The sequence below is a fragment of the Streptomyces albiflavescens genome (genome assembly GCF_014645835.1).
Lineage (GTDB): Bacteria > Actinomycetota > Actinomycetes > Streptomycetales > Streptomycetaceae > Streptomyces > Streptomyces albiflavescens.
Genome location: NZ_BMMM01000019.1, coordinates 184851 through 200641, shown reverse-complemented (window position 1 = coordinate 200641; position 15791 = coordinate 184851). Strand labels below are relative to the sequence as shown.

Sequence of the window (15791 nt, the reverse complement as noted above, 5' to 3'; positions counted from 1 at the left end):
GTCCAGCACTGCCGTCCAGGACGTGCGCCCCGTCTCCAGCGCGGCGACGAAGGAGTAGGGCCAGCCGGGGATGAACTGATCCGCGCTGCGGCCCCGCCCGTAGACGTGGCAGAACAGCAACTCCGGGCTGGTGGGGGCGTCGGGACGCAGCCAGTTGCTCACGTCCACCGCGAGCACGATCCGCCCGTCAGCGGCACGCGGCAGCGGCGTGGAGGCCAGCAGTCTGCGCAGGCGCCGCGGCTCCAGCCAGCCGTGGTTGACCGCGTCGTACATCGCTCCGTGCCCACGCCGGTGCTCGGCCGTGAGCGTCAACTCGACCAGCGACGTCACCGGGCCGTCCGAGCACAGCACCGCATCGGTGAGCTCGAAGAGCGCATCCGCCCGGGTGTAGAGGCAGTCGTAGAACTGGACACGAAAGTGGGACAGGACACCCAACGCGGCGTCAGCGGACTGTTCAGCGGCGAGACTCTTCACCAGCGGCCGTTCCTTCACGCGACGTTGCTCGACACCTCGAAGCGTGAAGAACGGCCGTCCTGCTGTCCCGGGAACGAACCAAGATCAGCGGGTCAGGTGAACGGCCGAGGTTAAACACCAAGCTTAGGAAGCGATCTCTGAACGCTCATCCCAATGAGTGGCCGTGTCGTCGCGGGGCGCTGGGCGGCCAATCAGTCAAAGCCACAACCACGGCATGAGCGCTTTCAGCCACACCCCAGGCCCCTGGGTCTGCCGATCGTACGAAGGACCGGAATCAACCCGCCAACAAGGTAAGGAGCGCTGCAGGTGGCGGGGCTCGCCACCTGCAGCACTCAGGCGGCGGCGCGCGGGTCATAGGCGGAGGACGATCAGGGCGATGTCGTCGCGGGCGCCACTGCTGACGCCGAGGTGCGCGAGCAGGGCGTCGGCGAGGCGTTCGGGGCTATGGCGGGCATGGCGGGCGAGCGCGTCGGTGAGGCGTTGCAGGCCGGCGTCGATGTCCTCGCCACGGCGTTCGATGAGGCCGTCGGTGTAGAGCACGAAGGTGTCGCCGGGTGTGTAGGGCAGGTCGGCCTGGGGGCGGGGGACGTGTTTGGGGCGGGCCCCTAGCGGAGGGTCGGTGGCCTGGTCAAGCAAGTCGCAGGTGCCGTCTTGGTGGAGCAGGACGGGGGGCGGGTGGCCGGCACTGCTGTATGTAATGCGGCGAGCGTGGGTGTCGACGACCGCTTGGACGACGGTGGTGGCCAGCGCACCCTCCACATAGCGTGCGTACAGGCCCAGGACGTCCAGGGCACTCGCGGGCTCTTCGACGGCCCGGACGGAGGCGGAGAGCGCGCTACGGAGCATGCCCATGACGGCAGCGGCCTCCAGGCCGTGGCCAACGACGTCGCCCACCGCGACGGCGAATCTGTTCTCGAGCAGGTCGACCACCTCGTACCAGTCGCCGCACACGTTCAGTGACCCGACGGCGGGCAAGTAGCGCACTGCGGTGTCCCGGTGCCGGGCCAAATGGGGCGAGTGGAGCATGGCCTCCTGCAGGGTGACGGCGACCTGGCGCTCCCGGGCGTGGGCTTGGCGCAGTTCCTCGTTCAGTCGCCGGAGCTCGCGTGCCCGCGCGTACAGTTCGACCTCCATCGCCTCCGCGTCGCTGAGCGCTGTGCCTTCTCGCGGGCGGCGGTGGGACAGGATGAACGCGGTCACGTCCTCCCCCCGGTGGATGATCCACACCACCTGCCCATCCGACCCGAGCACCGGGGTATTGATCGCGGACCACCACCGCTCCTCGAACACGCCAGGCTGATCGGCCACGGGAATGTCGTACTTCTGCGGCGCCATCGTGTCCGGCTCCTTCGAACGCAGAACCCACTGCAGGGAGGCGTGCAGATTCCGCACCCCTTCGGCATCCGGGTCCGCCGGATTTTCAGGGAAGGCGTCAAAGAGGTACCGCCCGAGCAGATCCTCCCGAGTACGGCCAGTCACCCGGCAAGCCGCCTCATTGACGTCGGCGATCACCAGGTCCGGGCCGAGCACCATATAGGGGCTGGGGGTGACCGCGAACAACGCCTGGTAGTCGATCCCCGACCCCGCCACGCGCTGCGGCCGTGCATCCTCATCAGGGAGGTTCCCGTCCCTCACCCCTACGTTCTACCGTGCCTCAGCGCCCTCGGCACCTGGGCACAACGCCTGCCTGCGGCCCGTCTACCCCCTGCAAAGTGCCCCCCATGACGACAACCTCTAAACGACGCCCTCGTCTCTCTCGCCTGCGGCCTCATCTGCTGGAGACGCCTCAAGAAGGTCCGCAGCAAATCAGAAGGGCAGCGGCTCGGAGCTGAGTGACTCGGTGTATCCCAGGGACCACCGTCCAGGAACGGCGGCGCAGATCGCGTCCAAATCGGCGCGGGTCCGGCCGCGGACGTGAAGCCAGCTGTAGACGCCCAGGCCGTCTTGGCGCAGCAGCTTGCCCGGGGCAGAGAACCAACGCACGGGGAATTCCTCCGGACCGGTCCACATCGGGTAGTCCGGCAGTTGCACCCGCTGAAAGTGTTCGGGCACCGCATCAAGCAGGTCCGCTGGCAGCTCGCACGCGTTGTACAGCCGTCCCCCACCGCCGAACAGCGCCTCGCTCAGTACGAGCTCGACACAGGCCAAGGACACCCGGTCCAAGAAGGGCATCCAGCCGTGCCGCGCCTGAACGAGCACCGGAGGATCGTCCCGGTCAAGGTCGGTGAGGCGCACGCCCCAGAAGGCACAGCCCTGGTTCTCGCTGCGGAACACGAGGACACCGCCGCACTCGTCATCCACGAACATCTCGTGAGGCGGCAGCAGGGGGTCCTGGTTGGCGACCAGGTCGGTCCGGGCGCCGGCGAGCGTATAGAACTCGTGCAGCGCAGTGGGCAGGGAGCAGCCGAGCATCGCCTCCGCCTGCGCCAGTTCCGCCTTGGGCGTGCCGTCGTCCTCGGCCAACGGATCACCCCAAGCGCCAGCAAAGCTGCGGATAAATGTCCAGGCCCGCTCCCGATCGGAAATCCCGCCGTCCAGAGCGTGGGCCACGTCGAAGCTGCCACTCATGCCGCGAAACGTATCGGATGCCCGAGCCGCATCACCAAGAGACCATCAGGTAGCCCAGAGAGAGCCGCCCTCCAGAATCAGTCCGCAGCTTGGTAACTCACCAGAGTGGCCCAGCATGGATCCGACGAAGGCCATGCCTCGACAACTACCTCCAAGATCTTGTTACGAGCTCTACGCAACAAGGTTCTTGCCTTTGAAGCACCCAAGCTTCCTAAGCTGAGGGCTCACATGGGCGGGCTCTCTTGACGATCACAGGAGCGTGTTTTGCCTGAATCCATCCCTAAAACCGGCGGGAAGTCTTCGGTTGCAGGTCGTCACGCATAACCTTCTGCAAGGTGTCCATGCCCTGGAAGAACGGTTGCCTCACCTCTTCATATTCCGCGGATTCTGGACGAAGAGACCGCGCGGCAAGGAGTTCCCGAATCATCCGGAGCTGTCGATAAGCTGGCAGCGCGGCTTGATAGACGTGATCCGGTGAAACAATAGCCAGCTCCCGCAGTAAGGCTTTGGCGTCACTATGTTGAGGGTCGTTATGGAAGGCATCGTGCACACCATGCCGTCGAACGTCATCTGGCTGCTCACGAAATGCAGCAACAATCATGCGGCTATGCGTCTGCGCCAAAGATGCCAAAAAACGGGTATATACAACCCGCTTCGTCTCATTCCAATACCGATCTTGCTCTCTGCGCGACCGAACGAGGTCGGTGACGAGCGTCGTCCCGACACCGAAGACCGCTCCAATGGCTGCAACCGCAAGAGTCCCCAGCTCCATGTACGCAGCGTACGATTCCCGCTGCGTGGCATCCAGATGGGGACTCCAGCCGCGACCGTAGGTGAGCGGCGATTCACTCTGTCCTGCGTTTCCGAGCTCAGTGCTCACGATCATGACCGCTGCGTGACCGAGCGTCGCGCTCGTCCTCGTCACCAATCAGCTGCGCCGACGACTCCGCAGCAAGCTCAGCCAAGCCGCCCCAATCAAGGTCAGGAGCGTGCGCGCCGAACAGCGTCGCCTCACTCGGCTCCGACGCCGAAGAGGCCGTCGATTTGACGTTCGATCAGGTCATCGACCGCTGGCCGCAGATGCTGCAGATGGAGAACCTGGAGGGCTACGCCTGGACGATCCTCAAGCGCCGCACCATCGACATGCACCGCAAGCGCCGGCCCGAACTGATGGAGGTCGCCGCGTTCGAGGCTGCACTCGCCGACCCGACCGAGGACCCCTACGACACACTCACCGACGCCATCGCGTTACCGCGGCGCCGCGAGCTGGTCGCGGACGCACTGGAGTCGGTCGGGCTCACGGATGCCGCGGGGGCCTATCCCTGGCAGCTGTCCGGCGGGATGCAGCAGCGTGTCGCCATCGCCCGCGCGCTGGCCTACGAGCCCGATGTGCTGCTGATGGACGAGCCGTTCGCGGCGGTCGACGCGCAGACGCGCGCCGATCTGGAGGACCTGGTGCGCGGGCTGTGGCGGCGGCGCGGGATCACGATCCTGTTCGTGACCCACGACATCGACGAGGCCGTCTACCTCGGCGAGCGGGTGCTGATCCTCTCCGCCTCCCCCACCGTCGTACAGGAACAGTTGAAGGTCGATCTCCCGGACGAGCGGGACCAGTTGCACACTCGGGTCACCCCGCGCTTCGCCGAGCTGCGGACCCATGTGTACGAGCAGATCCAGGCGGCGAAGCGCGGGACGACCCCGGAGATCAGGACAGATACGCCTCCACTTCACTGAACTGGGCGGCGGGCCAGCCCGTGTTGGCGGTGACGTCGAGCCGCAGATAGCGCAGGTTGGTGCCGCTCGGCAGGGTCACGGTGACCGTGTTCCCGGTCGCCGGGTCGAAGCGGTAGTCCTTCGAGGCCACGACCGTCGAGTACGAGGAGCCGTCCGTGCTGCCCAGGACCGACAGGGTCTGCGTGCGCGCCCCCCAGACAGAGGCGGGCGGCAGTTTCAGCACCAGGCGGCGGGCGGCCAGGGCCGAGCCCAGATCGACCGTCCAGGCTTGTGGGAAGGCGTTGTTGGTGGACTCCCAATAGGTGTTCGCGTCGCCGTCGACCGCCTTGCCCGGCGTGTAGACGTCCTGCGAACCGGTGGCGGTGGCCGGGCGGCCCTTGGCGAGGTTGCGGGCCGGATCGGGGTCGGGGTTCCCGGAGCCGGGCTGCGGCCAGGTGGAGCAGTCGGCCCAGGTCGTGTCCCAGCCGGAGTTGCCGCCGCCGTTCGTCAGTGTGAAGGTGCCGGAGCCGGTCGGGTACGGGCAGTTGTAGACGCCCGCCGCGCCCACGCCGGTCGCCTGGACGTTGCTGAACTTCGCCGCGCCCTGCGACTCGGCCTGGACGACGACCGTGCCGACCTTGTTGACGGTGGCGCCGTCGACGGTGATGTTCTTCGTCGCGTAGCCGTGACCGCCGCCCGACACGAACTCGAAGGCGCTGTACGGGCTGTCGCTGACCGTCGTACCCGTGATGTTGACGGTCGCCTCGATGGCGCTGTCGTAGGAGTCGACGCGCAGCGCGCCCATCGGGTGGTTCCAGTTCGGGTTCATCGCGCCCGTACGGACGAGGGTGTTCCCGGAGACGGTGATGGTCCCGGCGAGCGGGGAGAAGGGGTCGAGGAACTTCTGGTTGGAGATCGCGATGCCGCTGCCGAGGGCGTTGGTGTCGGAGACCAGATTGTTCTTCACGGCGATGTCGGTGCCGCCGTAGATCGCGATGCCGTTGGCGAGGTTCGGCTGGGTGATGGTGTTGTTCTCGAAGCTGCTGTTGGTGTCCGGCGCGTACAGCGACCACATGGCGAGCGCGTCGTCGCCGTTGTTGCGCAGGAAGTTGTTGCGGACGCGGACACCGCGCGCGTTGCCGTTGAGGTTGAGGCCGTCTGCGGTGGTGTCCAGGATGCGGTTGTTCTCGACGACGAGGTTGTCGTTGTTGCCGGTCAGCCAGAGGCCGACCTTGAGGTGCTGCAGCCACATCCCGGAGACGCCGGAGTTCGGCCCCAGCGAGCCGTTGACGAAGTTGTCCGGGTTGGAGTCCACGCGCTCGGTGACCTCACCGATGACGGCGAAGTCCTTGAGGTGCACGCCGCCGGACGAGCCGGTCTGGTCGATGAAGCGCGAGGTGTGGACGACGGAGTACCAGCTGCCCGCGCCTTGCAGCGTGACGTTCTGCACACCGCTGAGCGAGGACGTCACCTTGTAGTCGCCCGGCGGGATCCATACGACGCCTCCCTGCGCGGCGGAGATCGCGTCCCGGAAGGCCTGCGTGGAGTCGCCCTGGCCACTGGGGTCCGCGCCCTTGTCGGTCACGGAGACCGACCCCGCCGGACGGGCGGCAGCCGCGGCGACCTGCTCGAAGTCGGCGACGTCGACGGTGACTTGGGTGTTGGTCGCCTGGAAGGCGACCTTGTCGCCCGCCTGCACGTTCTGGCCGAGCAGCAGCCGGGCGTTGTCGAAGAAGTGGTGGGTCTTGGCGCCGGCGATCCAGGAGGTGTCGACATAGGAGTACTTGGAGGTGACGGTGAGCGTCTTGGCGAGCTTGACGCCGTTGACGTAGACGTCGAGCGTGCCCGACTGGCCGTCGGGGACGCTGTACGAGACGTTCACCGCGTTGGAAGCGCGCGGCACGGTGAACTCGACGCGCTGGCCCGTGCTCAGCCGTACGGCCTGCCGGCCGGAGGCCTCCGAGGCGAGGGTGCCCTGGGTGTAGTCGGGGCCGATCTTCGTGCCCGTGGACGTGGCGGACTCGGCCTCCACGGAGGTGAAGGGCAGGTCGGCGCCCGCGGCCGTCACCGCGGAGTGGGCGGTGGTGGCACTGAGCATGCCGGCGGCGAGGGCGACGGCCACCGCGGCCGCCGCTGCTGGCATGTGCCTGACAGATCTGGACATGTGCTGATCCCTTTCATGTGGGGGTGCTGGGACAGCGGGTTGGAGCGACGGCCCGGCCGCGGTGTCAGCCGCGCAGCCAGGCCGCCGTGTCCTGGGGAAGCCGCCCCTCGGCGTCCAAGGGGCCGCTGGTAAGCAGGAGTCGGGAGTGCTCGGGAAGTTCGGCCGGGATGCCGGAGAGGTTGACCACGCAGCGCAGTCCGTCCGGGCGGGCGAAGGCCAGGACGCCGTCGGGGGCGGGCAGCCAGCCGAGCGGGCCGTCGCCGAAGCCCGGCTCGGTGCGGCGGATGCGGAGCGCCTCGCGGTAGAGGCCGAGCATCGAGTCGGGGTCGTCGGCCTGACGGTCGGCGGCATACGCGGGCCAGTCGGCGGGCTGGGGAAGCCAGGGCTCGCCGCCGAATCCGGCGTGGGGGGCCTCGGCCGCCCAGGGCAGCGGAACCCGGCAGCCGTCGCGCCCCGGGTCCGTGCCACCGGACCGGAAGTGCATCGGGTCCTGAATGCTCCCGGGCGGCAACTCCACCTCGGGCAGGCCGAGTTCCTCGCCCTGGTAGAGATAGACGGAACCGGGCAGCGCCAGCGAGAGCAGAGCGGCGGCCCGTGCCCGACGGGTGCCGAGGGAGAGGTCGGTAGGGGTACCGAAGGCCTTCGTGGTGAAGTCGAAGCCGGTGTCCGTCCGGCCGTAGCGGGTGACCGTGCGGGTCACGTCGTGGTTGCACAGCACCCAGGTGGCGGGCGCGCCCACCGGTGCGTGCTCGGCGAGGGTCTCGTCGATCGACGTACGCAGCCGCCCGGCGTCCCAGGGGCAGGACAGAAAGGAGAAGTTGAAGGCGGTGTGCAGTTCGTCGGGGCGCAGATAGCGGGCGAAACGCTCGGTGTCGGGGAGCCAGACCTCGCCGACGAAGATGCCGTCGTAGGCATCGGCGACCGCGCGCCAGGAGCGGTAGATGTCGTGGAGTTCGTCGCGGTCCACATAGGGGTGCGGATCGCGGCCCTCGACGAAGTCGGGCAGGTCGGGGTCCTTGGCGAGCAACGCGGCCGAGTCGATGCGGACGCCCGCGACACCTCGGTCGAACCAGAAGCGCAGGACGTCCTCGTGCTCCTGGCGGACGGCCGGATGTGCCCAGTTGAGGTCGGGCTGCTCGGGGGTGAACAGGTGGAGGTACCAGTCGCCGTCGGGCATCCGGGTCCACACGGGTTCGGCGGAGCCCGCGAACTGGGACGGCCAGTCGTTTGGCGGGAGTTCACCGTGCGCGCCGCGTCCGGGACGGAAGTGGAAGAGTTCGCGCTCGGGGCCTCCGGCCAAGGCCGCCTGGAACCACGGGTGTTGGTCGGAGACGTGGTTCGGCACGATGTCGACGAGCGTGCGGATGCCCAGCTCCCGTGCCTCGGCGATGAGTTTCTCCGCCTCGGCGAGCGTTCCGAAAGCCGGGTCGATCGCGCGGTAGTCGGCGACGTCGTAGCCGCCGTCGGCCATGGGCGAGAGGTACCAGGGGTTGAACCACAGGGCGTCCACGCCGAGTTCGGCGAGGTACGGGAGTCTGGCGCGGACGCCCGCGAGGTCGCCGGTGCCGTCTCCGTCGCCGTCCGCGAAGCTGCGGACGTACACCTGGTAGATGACGGCGGCGCGCCACCATTCGCCCTGAGTGCGGGCAGGGGAAGGCTGTCCCACGGTGTCTGCCTTTCACGTAGAGGGGGTGCGTCCAGCCGGAGGGGGTGCCGTCGGCCCTTCGCGCTGTCAGCCCTTGGTGCTGCCCGCGCTGATCCCGGCGATGATGTGCCGCTGGAACACCAGGAACATCACGACCATGGGGATGCTCGCGATCACCATCGCGGCGATGAGCACGGTCAGCTGGATGTTCTGGGACAGCTGGACGAGTGCCACGCTGATGGGCTGCTTGTCGGTGTCGGAGAAGACCATCAACGGCCAGAGGAAGTCCTGCCAGACGGCGACCAGGGCGAAGATCGACACCACTCCGAGCACGGGCCGGGACATGGGCAGCACGATCGACCACAGCGTGCGCAGCCGTCCGGCACCGTCGATCTCCGCGGCCTCCAGGACGTCGCGCGGGATCTGGTCGAAGAAGCGCTTGAGGAGATAGAGGTTGAAGGCGTTGGCCACGGCGGGCAGCCAGATGCCGAGCGGGTCGTTGAGCAGACTGGTGTGGATCAGCGGAAGATCGGCGACGGTCAGGTACTTCGGGACCACCAGGGCCTGCGCGGGGACCATCAGCGTGGCGAGGATGCCACCGAGGATCAGCTTGCCGAAGGCCGGCTTCAGCTTGGAGAGGGCGTAGGCGGCGGCCGTGCAGAAGACGAGCTGGAGTATCCAGGCGCCGGTGGCCTGCACCACCGTGTTCCACAGATGGGTGGGCAGGTCCATCAGGTCCCAGGCGTCGGTGTAGCCACTCACGCTCCAGCGCTGGGGCACCAGGGTCGGGGGTGTGCGGGTGACCTCGTCCGGCGACTTCATGGCGCCGGTCACCATCCAGTAGACGGGGAAGAGGAAGGCGAGCGCGAAGAGCAGGACGACGCCCGTGAAGACGGTCCAGTAGACGGCCTTGCCGCGGGGGCGGGCGAGCGCGAGCGGCGATATCAGTGTGCGTGTACTCAAGAGTCCTCTCCTCCGGAACGGGTCAGCCGCAGATAGAGCGCGGAGAAGGCGCTGAGCAGGACGAGCAGCATCACGCTGAGGGCGCAGGCGCCGCCGAAGTCGTTGTAGAGGAAGGCGTACTTGTAGATGAGGTACAGGACCGTCACGGTCGCGTTCTCGGGGCCGCCGCCGGTGATCACGAACGGTTCGGTGAAGACCTGCATGGTGGCGATGATCTGCAGCAGCATCAGCATGAGGATGATGAAGCGGGTCTGCGGGATCGTCACATGGCGGATGCGCTGCCAGAGGTTCGCGCCGTCCAGCTCGGCCGCCTCGTACAGCTCTCCGGGGATGCTCTGCAGCGCGGCGAGGTAGATGAGGACGGTGCCGCCGAGGTTGGCCCAGGTCGCGACGATGACCAGCGAGACGAGCGCGGTGTCGGCGCCGTTGGACCAGTTCGAGGTGGGCAGGTGCACGAAGCGCAGCGCCTCGTTGGCGAGGCCCGCCCCGGGATCGTAGAACCACTTCCACAGCAGGGCGCTGACCACCGGAGGGATCATCACCGGCAGATAGACCACGACTCTGAAGAAGGCCTTCGCGTGCCTCAGTTCATTGAGCACCAGTGCCGTCACGAAGGGGACGGCGAAGCCGATGAGCAGGGCGAGGAGTGTGAAGGTGAACGTGTTGCGCCAGGCGGCGGTGAACTCCGGGTCGTGGAAGACGCGGGTGAAGTTGGCGGTGCCGACCCACTCGCCGCCCGAGCCCGGCGTGTACTTCTGGAAGGCGATCACGACCGCGCGGATCGCCGGGTACCAGGAGAACAGCGCGAAGCAGAGCAGGCCGCCCAGGAGGAAGGCGTACGCGCGGGATTGGTCGGCCAGGCGCCGGCGCCACGGGCCCCCGGTCCGGCGCCCGGCCGACCGCGGCACCTCCGGCACGCCGAGGGCGGCCGGAGGGAGTGCTGCGGGCTTCGATGCGGTCTTCATCAACGGTGTCAGCCTCGGGCCAGGATGGAGTCGATCTTCCCGGACGCGTCCTTCAGGAGCTTGTCGATGTCGGCGTCCTTCTTGGTGAGCACCGCGGAGACGGCGCCGTCGAGGACCGAGTAGATCTGCTGGGCCTGCGGGGGCTCGATCTTCATCTGCAGGCTCTGGTTGCCGTCCAGGAAGGCCTGGTAGTTCGCCACGGGCACGTTGGCGTTCGCCTTCTTGACCTCCTGGTCCTTGGCGTCGGCGGCTCCGGTGAACAGGCGCGGCTCGGGCAGGCCCACGGGCGCGTTGTTCTGCTTGGCGCGGGTGTAGTCGCCGAGGAAGCCGTCGCCGGGCGTCAGGAACATGCTGTCGAGCCACTTGAGGCCGGCCTTGATCTGTTCCGGACTGTCCTTCTTGTTGAACATGTAGCCGTCGCCGCCGATGAGCGTGCCCTTGCCGCCCGGCATCGGGGCGAGCGCGAGGTCCTTGTAGTTGCCGCCCTTCTCCTTCACCAGGATCGGGATGTTGTCCGGCGCGGAGAGGTACATGCCGAGCTTGCCCGAACCCATCATCTGCTGGACGTCGTTGATGATCAGCAGCTGCTTGGTGCCCATGGAGTTGTCGGTCCAGCGCATGTCCTTGAGGTTCTGCAGGACGGCCTTGCCCTCGGGGGTGTCGACGGTGGCCTTCTTGCCGTCGGCGCTGACCACGTCGCCGCCCTGCGAGTACATCTCCGCGGTGAAGTGCCAGCCGCCCTGGTTCTGCGCGCTGTAGTCGGCGTAGCCGACGGTGCCGCCGCCGAGCGCGGCGATCTTCTTGGCGTCCGCGCGCAGCTCCTCCCAGGTCGCCGGAGGCTTGTTCGGGTCGAGGCCGGCCTTCTCGAACAGCTTCTTGTTGTAGATCAGGCCCATCGAGTAGCCGGTGCGCGGGATTCCGTAGATCTTGCCGTCGACGGTGTAGATGTCGCGCAGCTGCTGCTGGATGGTGCCGTAGCTCTTGAGGTCCTTGACGTAACTGGTGATGTCGGCGGCCTGGTTGATGTCGACGACATGCTTGGCGTCGGTGAAGTACGTGTAGAAGACGTCCTCCATCTGCCCGCCGGCGAGCTTGGCGTCGAACGTCTTGGGGTCCTGGCACGGGAACGCGTCGTGCGCGACGACGTCGACGTCCGGGTGGGCCTTCTCGAACGCCTTGATGTCGGCCTCGAAGAACGAACGGTCGACCTTGGCGCTCTTCGGCGGCATGCAGTTGACCGTGATGCGGGTCTTGCCACCCGCGGAGCCGTCGTCGCTGGAGCCGCAGGCCGTGATCGCGGTCAGCGCGAGGGCGGAGGCCATGAGCGTGGTGCTGGTGCGGCGGAACCCGGGACTTCTCATCGGTGGACCCCTCTTGGGCAGGCGCAGGGAAGGCCCACGGCGGCGCACCGGGCGGTGCGGCGTCCGTGTCTGGCGCCGCACACTCAAGCACCGGCGACAAGGGTCCGCAATATGTCGCGCAGAATCTGTAATTATTTGACAGGCGTGTGGATCTGGCGTGGCTCTAGTGGCGAGGCGCTTGCGCGGTCGATCCGCGAACCACCAACTCCGGCTCGAACAGCAGCTCCTCGGCGGTGACGCTGCTCCCGCCGATCTGAGCGTTCAGCAGCTCGACGGCCGCCCGCCCCATCGCCTCGATGGGCTGCCGGACCGTGGTCAGCGGGGGTTCGGTGCAGTTCATGAACGCCGAGTCGTCGTAGCCGACGACGGAGACCTCGCCCGGGACGGCAAGTCCCTTGCGGCGGGCGGCTCGTACGGCACCGAGCGCGAGCGGGTCACTGGCACAGATGATGCCGGTGACACCCCGGTCGAGCAGCCGGGTCGCGGCGGCCTGGCCGCCCTCCAACGAGAACATCGCCCGTGCGACGTGCTCGTCGGGCAGGTCGGGGGCGAGCGCGCGCGCCGCGGTGAGCTTGCGCTGCGAGGGCATGTGGTCGGCGGGCCCGAGGACGAGTCCGATGCGCTCGTGGCCGAGCGAGGCCAGATGGCGCCAGGCCTGTTCGACGGCGACGGCGTCGTCGCACGAGACGCAGGGGAAGCCGAGGTGCTCGATGGCCGCGTTGACCAGCACCACCGGGATGTTGCGGTCCGCGAGCCGTCGGTAGTGGTCGTGCGGCGCGTCGGCCTGCGCGTACAGACCGCCGGCGAACACCACGCCGGAGACCTGCTGCTGGAGCAGCAGGTCCACATAGTCTGCCTCGGAGACGCCGCCCTTGGTCTGCGTGCACAGCACCGAAGTGAGGCCCAGCTGGGCGAGCGCCCCGCCGATCACTTCGGCGAACGCCGGGAAGATCGGGTTCTGCAGCTCGGGCAGTACGAGGCCCACGAGCCGCGCGCGTTCGCCGCGCAGCTGCGTGGGCCTCTCGTAGCCGAGGACGTCGAGGGCGGAGAGCACCGCCTGTCGGGTGGAGTCGGAGACTCCGGGCTTGCCGTTGAGCACCCGGCTGACCGTGGCCTCGCTGACCCCGACCTTCTTCGCCACCTGAGCAAGTCGTCGCGTCATGGACGCAAGAATAGCGCAAGAAATGAAAGTGGCTTGCGTAAGGCAGTGGCGACTAGCGGGCCGCCCACAGACCGCGGACATGGCCCAGGTGGCGGGTCATCACTTCCCGGACGGCCGCTTCGTCGCGGGCCATGAGTGCGTCGAGGAGTTCCAGGTGCTCTTCCGCCGAGGCCTCCAGGCGGCCCGCCTCGACGAGGGCGGTGAGACCGTAGAGGCGCGAGCGCTTCCTCAGGTCTCCGACGACCTCGACCAGATGGGCGTTGCCCGCGAGGGCGAGCAGGCCGAGGTGGAAGCGGATGTCCGCTTCGACGTACGCGATGAGGTCACCGGCCGCCGCCGCGGTCACGATCTCCCGGGCGGCCGGGCGCAGCGCCTCCAGCGAGACCAGGTCCGCGGTGGTGGCCAGCCCCACCACGGTGGGGATCTCGATGAGCGAACGGATGTGGGTGTACTCGTCGAGCTGCTTCTCGGAGACCGCGGTGACCCGGAAGCCCTTGTTGGGCACCGTGTCGACCAGGCCCTCCTTGGCGAGGTCGAGCATGGCCTCGCGCACCGGCGTCGCCGAGACGCCGAAGCGGGCGGCGAGGGTCGGCGCGGAGTAGACCTCGCCGGCCCGCAGTTCGCCCGCGATCAGCGCGGCCCGCAACGCGTCCGCGACGCGCTCGCGGTAGCTGCTCTTCTTCCCGCCCAGCGTGGGCAGGGCGGGAGCGGCGGAAGGTGCGCTGCTGCGCTGGGCGGCCATGGAGCGTCTCCTCGTACGGGCATATGCAATGTCACGCGCTACCAGTATCTCAAGACATCAGAGGACGAATCCGGCCGGGAACGGGTCGGAGGGGTCCAGCAGATACTGGGCGGTGCCCGTCACCCAGGCGCGGCCGGTGAAGCTCGGCAGCACGGCCGGGATTCCGGCGACCTCGGTGGCGCCGAGCAGCCGCCCCGTGAACCGCGTCCCGATGAAGGACTCGTTCACGAACTCGGTGTGCAGCGGGAGTTCGCCTCGGGCGTGCAGCTGGGCCATGCGCGCGCTGGTTCCCGTGCCGCAGGGTGAGCGGTCGAACCAGCCGGGGTGGATCGCCATCGCGTGCCGTGAGTGGCGAGCGGTGGCGCCGGGCGCGTACAGGTGGACGTGGCGGCAGCCGCGGATCGACGGGTCCTCGGGGTGGACAGGCTCGTCCTCGGCGTTGATGGCTTCCATGAGCGACAGGCCGGCCTTGAGGATGTCGTCCTTGCGGGCTCGGTCGAAGGGCAGCCCGAACTGTTCCAGCGGCAGGATCGCGTAGAAGTTGCCGCCGTAGGCGAGGTCGTAGGTCACCGTCCGACCGTCGGCGAGCGTGGCCTTGCGGTCGAGGCCGACGGAGAAGGACGGCACGTTCTTCAGGGTCACCGCCTTGGCGGCGCCGTCCTCGACCGCGACCTCGGCGACGACGAGGCCCGCCGGGGTGTCGAGCCGGATGGTGGTGACCGGCTCGACGACCTCGACCATGCCGGTCTCCACGAGCACGGTCGCGACACCGATGGTGCCGTGGCCGCACATCGGGAGATAGCCCGAGACCTCGATGTAGACGACGCCGTAGTCGCAGTCGGGACGGGTCGGCGGCTGCAGGATGGCGCCGCTCATGGCCGAGTGGCCGCGCGGCTCGTTCATCAGGAGCTGCTTGATGTCGTCGCGGTGCTCACGGAAGTACAGTCGCCGCTCGTTCATGGTCGCGCCCGGGATCGTGCCGATGCCTCCGGTGATCACCCGGGTGGGCATACCCTCGGTGTGCGAGTCGACGGCGTGCAGGACGAGTTTGCTGCGCATGGGATCACCGATTCCTGATCGTCGAAGGTGGGTCAGGCGAGACCGGCGGCGACAGCCCGCTCCGTGGCCTCGCGGACGGCCGCCTCCTGCTCGGGCAGCAGCGGAACGCGCGGTGGCCGGACCGGGCCGCCGTGCCGGCCGACGATGTCCATGGACAGCTTGATGGCCTGCACGAACTCGACCTTCGAGTCCCAGCGCAGCAGCGGGTGCAGCTGACGGTAGAGCTTGCCCGCCGTGTCGAGGTCGCCGGCGACGGCGGCGCGGTACAGCTCGACGCTCGCGCCGGGCAGCGCGTTCGGGTAGCCGGCCACCCAGCCCTTGGCGCCCGCGACGGCGAGCTCCAGCAACACGTCGTCCGCGCCGATCAACAGGTCGAGCGTCGGGGCGAGTTCGGCGAGCCGGTAGGCACGGCGCACATCGCCGGAGAACTCCTTGACCGCGTGGACGTACCCCTCCCCGTGCAGCTTCGCGAGCAGCTCCGGGACCAGGTCGACCTTGGTGTCGATCGGATTGTTGTACGCGACGATCGGGACGCCCGCCTTGGCGACCTCCTCGTAGTGGGCGAGGACGGAACGCTCGTCGGCGCGGTAGGCGTTCGGTGGCAGGAGCATCACGGACGCGCAGCCCGCGTCGCGTGCCTGCTCGGCCCAGCGACGGGCCTCGGCGGATCCGTACGCGGCGACGCCCGGCATCACGCGCGCCCCGCCGATCGCGGCGACGGCCGTCTCGACGACCTTCGCGCGCTCCTCGGAGGTGAGGACCTGGTACTCACCGAGAGAGCCGTTCGGTACGACGCCGTCGCAGCCGTTCTCGACCAGCCAGGCGCAGTGTGCGGCGAACCGGTCGTAGTCGACGGAGAGATCGTCGTTCAGCGGGAGCGCGGTGGCGACGAGGACGCCGCGCCAGGGGCGATGGTCGGGGGCTGTGGCCATGAGGGATCCCTCTCAATGGGGTGTGACATTTTACTGGCGGCAA

General features: G+C 68.2%; 14 protein-coding genes. 1 reads left to right on the top strand and 13 read right to left on the bottom strand.

Translation table 11 applies throughout. From position 1 onward, the window contains the following. From IEY95_RS39270 to IEY95_RS39255, 4 genes are all read right to left on the bottom strand, one after another. On the bottom strand, positions 1-435 hold a 435-nt coding region (locus tag IEY95_RS39270; protein ID WP_229703661.1), incomplete at its 3' end, for a transposase. 390 nt (positions 436-825) lie between these two features. Continuing rightward, positions 826-2064: a PP2C family protein-serine/threonine phosphatase gene (locus IEY95_RS39265; protein WP_189191003.1), complete on the bottom strand. Its 1239-nt coding sequence runs from the start codon at positions 2062-2064 to the stop codon at positions 826-828. 216 nt (positions 2065-2280) lie between these two features. After that, the gene (locus IEY95_RS39260) at positions 2281-3042 is read right to left on the bottom strand and encodes an SMI1/KNR4 family protein (protein ID WP_189191002.1); all 762 of its coding nucleotides are present in this window, start codon (positions 3040-3042) and stop codon (positions 2281-2283) included. A gap of 280 nt (positions 3043-3322) precedes the next feature. Further along, complete coding sequence (locus IEY95_RS39255) at positions 3323-3814, bottom strand: hypothetical protein (RefSeq protein ID WP_189191001.1); 492 nt, start codon at positions 3812-3814, stop codon at positions 3323-3325. A 272-nt stretch (positions 3815-4086) separates the two neighbouring features. Between IEY95_RS39255 and IEY95_RS39250 the strand changes: the two genes are divergently transcribed. After that, the gene (locus IEY95_RS39250; RefSeq protein WP_229703655.1) at positions 4087-4776 is read left to right on the top strand and encodes an ATP-binding cassette domain-containing protein; all 690 of its coding nucleotides are present in this window, start codon (positions 4087-4089) and stop codon (positions 4774-4776) included. On the opposite strand, the gene IEY95_RS39245 is transcribed toward IEY95_RS39250, so the two are convergent. From IEY95_RS39245 to IEY95_RS39205, 9 genes are all read right to left on the bottom strand, one after another. Continuing rightward, positions 4748-6919 carry a discoidin domain-containing protein gene (locus IEY95_RS39245; RefSeq protein ID WP_189191000.1) on the bottom strand — a complete coding sequence of 724 codons (2172 nt, stop codon included), beginning with the start codon at positions 6917-6919 and terminating at the stop codon, positions 4748-4750. The two genes, IEY95_RS39250 and IEY95_RS39245, sit on opposite strands and share 29 nt — an antisense overlap. A gap of 64 nt (positions 6920-6983) precedes the next feature. Then, on the bottom strand, positions 6984-8585 hold the full coding sequence (locus IEY95_RS39240; protein WP_189190999.1) for a glycoside hydrolase family 13 protein: 1602 nt from the start codon (positions 8583-8585) through the stop codon (positions 6984-6986). Positions 8586-8651: 66 nt separating this feature from the next. Beyond that, entirely contained in the window at positions 8652-9527 is an 876-nt protein-coding gene (locus IEY95_RS39235) for a carbohydrate ABC transporter permease (protein WP_189190998.1), read from the bottom strand. After that, the gene (locus IEY95_RS39230; protein WP_189190997.1) at positions 9524-10492 is read right to left on the bottom strand and encodes a carbohydrate ABC transporter permease; all 969 of its coding nucleotides are present in this window, start codon (positions 10490-10492) and stop codon (positions 9524-9526) included. Before IEY95_RS39230 ends, IEY95_RS39235 begins: the two co-directional genes overlap by 4 nt. A gap of 8 nt (positions 10493-10500) precedes the next feature. Further along, entirely contained in the window at positions 10501-11853 is a 1353-nt protein-coding gene (locus tag IEY95_RS39225) for an ABC transporter substrate-binding protein (protein WP_189190996.1), read from the bottom strand. Positions 11854-12016: 163 nt separating this feature from the next. After that, complete coding sequence (locus IEY95_RS39220; RefSeq protein ID WP_189190995.1) at positions 12017-13015, bottom strand: LacI family DNA-binding transcriptional regulator; 999 nt, start codon at positions 13013-13015, stop codon at positions 12017-12019. A 52-nt stretch (positions 13016-13067) separates the two neighbouring features. Next, a complete protein-coding gene (locus tag IEY95_RS39215; protein WP_189190994.1) occupies positions 13068-13757 on the bottom strand; it encodes a GntR family transcriptional regulator in 690 nt (229 codons plus the stop codon). 57 nt (positions 13758-13814) lie between these two features. After that, on the bottom strand, positions 13815-14816 hold the full coding sequence (locus IEY95_RS39210; RefSeq protein ID WP_189190993.1) for a proline racemase family protein: 1002 nt from the start codon (positions 14814-14816) through the stop codon (positions 13815-13817). A 32-nt stretch (positions 14817-14848) separates the two neighbouring features. After that, positions 14849-15748, bottom strand: coding sequence for a dihydrodipicolinate synthase family protein (locus IEY95_RS39205; protein WP_189190992.1), 900 nt, complete (start codon positions 15746-15748; stop codon positions 14849-14851). Between the last annotated feature and the right edge of the window lie 43 nt (positions 15749-15791).

What these genes read in the sequence shown, in the direction of transcription:
- IEY95_RS39260 (WP_189191002.1), bottom strand. Translation starts at nt 3,042, where the DNA reads ATGAGTGGCAGCTTCGACGTGGCCCACGCTCTGGACGGCGGGATTTCC.
- IEY95_RS39255 (WP_189191001.1), bottom strand. Translation starts at nt 3,814, where the DNA reads ATGGAGCTGGGGACTCTTGCGGTTGCAGCCATTGGAGCGGTCTTCGGT.
- IEY95_RS39245 (WP_189191000.1), bottom strand. Translation starts at nt 6,919, where the DNA reads ATGTCCAGATCTGTCAGGCACATGCCAGCAGCGGCGGCCGCGGTGGCC.
- IEY95_RS39230 (WP_189190997.1), bottom strand. Translation starts at nt 10,492, where the DNA reads ATGAAGACCGCATCGAAGCCCGCAGCACTCCCTCCGGCCGCCCTCGGC.
- IEY95_RS39225 (WP_189190996.1), bottom strand. Translation starts at nt 11,853, where the DNA reads ATGAGAAGTCCCGGGTTCCGCCGCACCAGCACCACGCTCATGGCCTCC.
- IEY95_RS39220 (WP_189190995.1), bottom strand. Translation starts at nt 13,015, where the DNA reads ATGACGCGACGACTTGCTCAGGTGGCGAAGAAGGTCGGGGTCAGCGAG.
- IEY95_RS39215 (WP_189190994.1), bottom strand. Translation starts at nt 13,757, where the DNA reads ATGGCCGCCCAGCGCAGCAGCGCACCTTCCGCCGCTCCCGCCCTGCCC.
- IEY95_RS39210 (WP_189190993.1), bottom strand. Translation starts at nt 14,816, where the DNA reads ATGCGCAGCAAACTCGTCCTGCACGCCGTCGACTCGCACACCGAGGGT.
- IEY95_RS39205 (WP_189190992.1), bottom strand. Translation starts at nt 15,748, where the DNA reads ATGGCCACAGCCCCCGACCATCGCCCCTGGCGCGGCGTCCTCGTCGCC.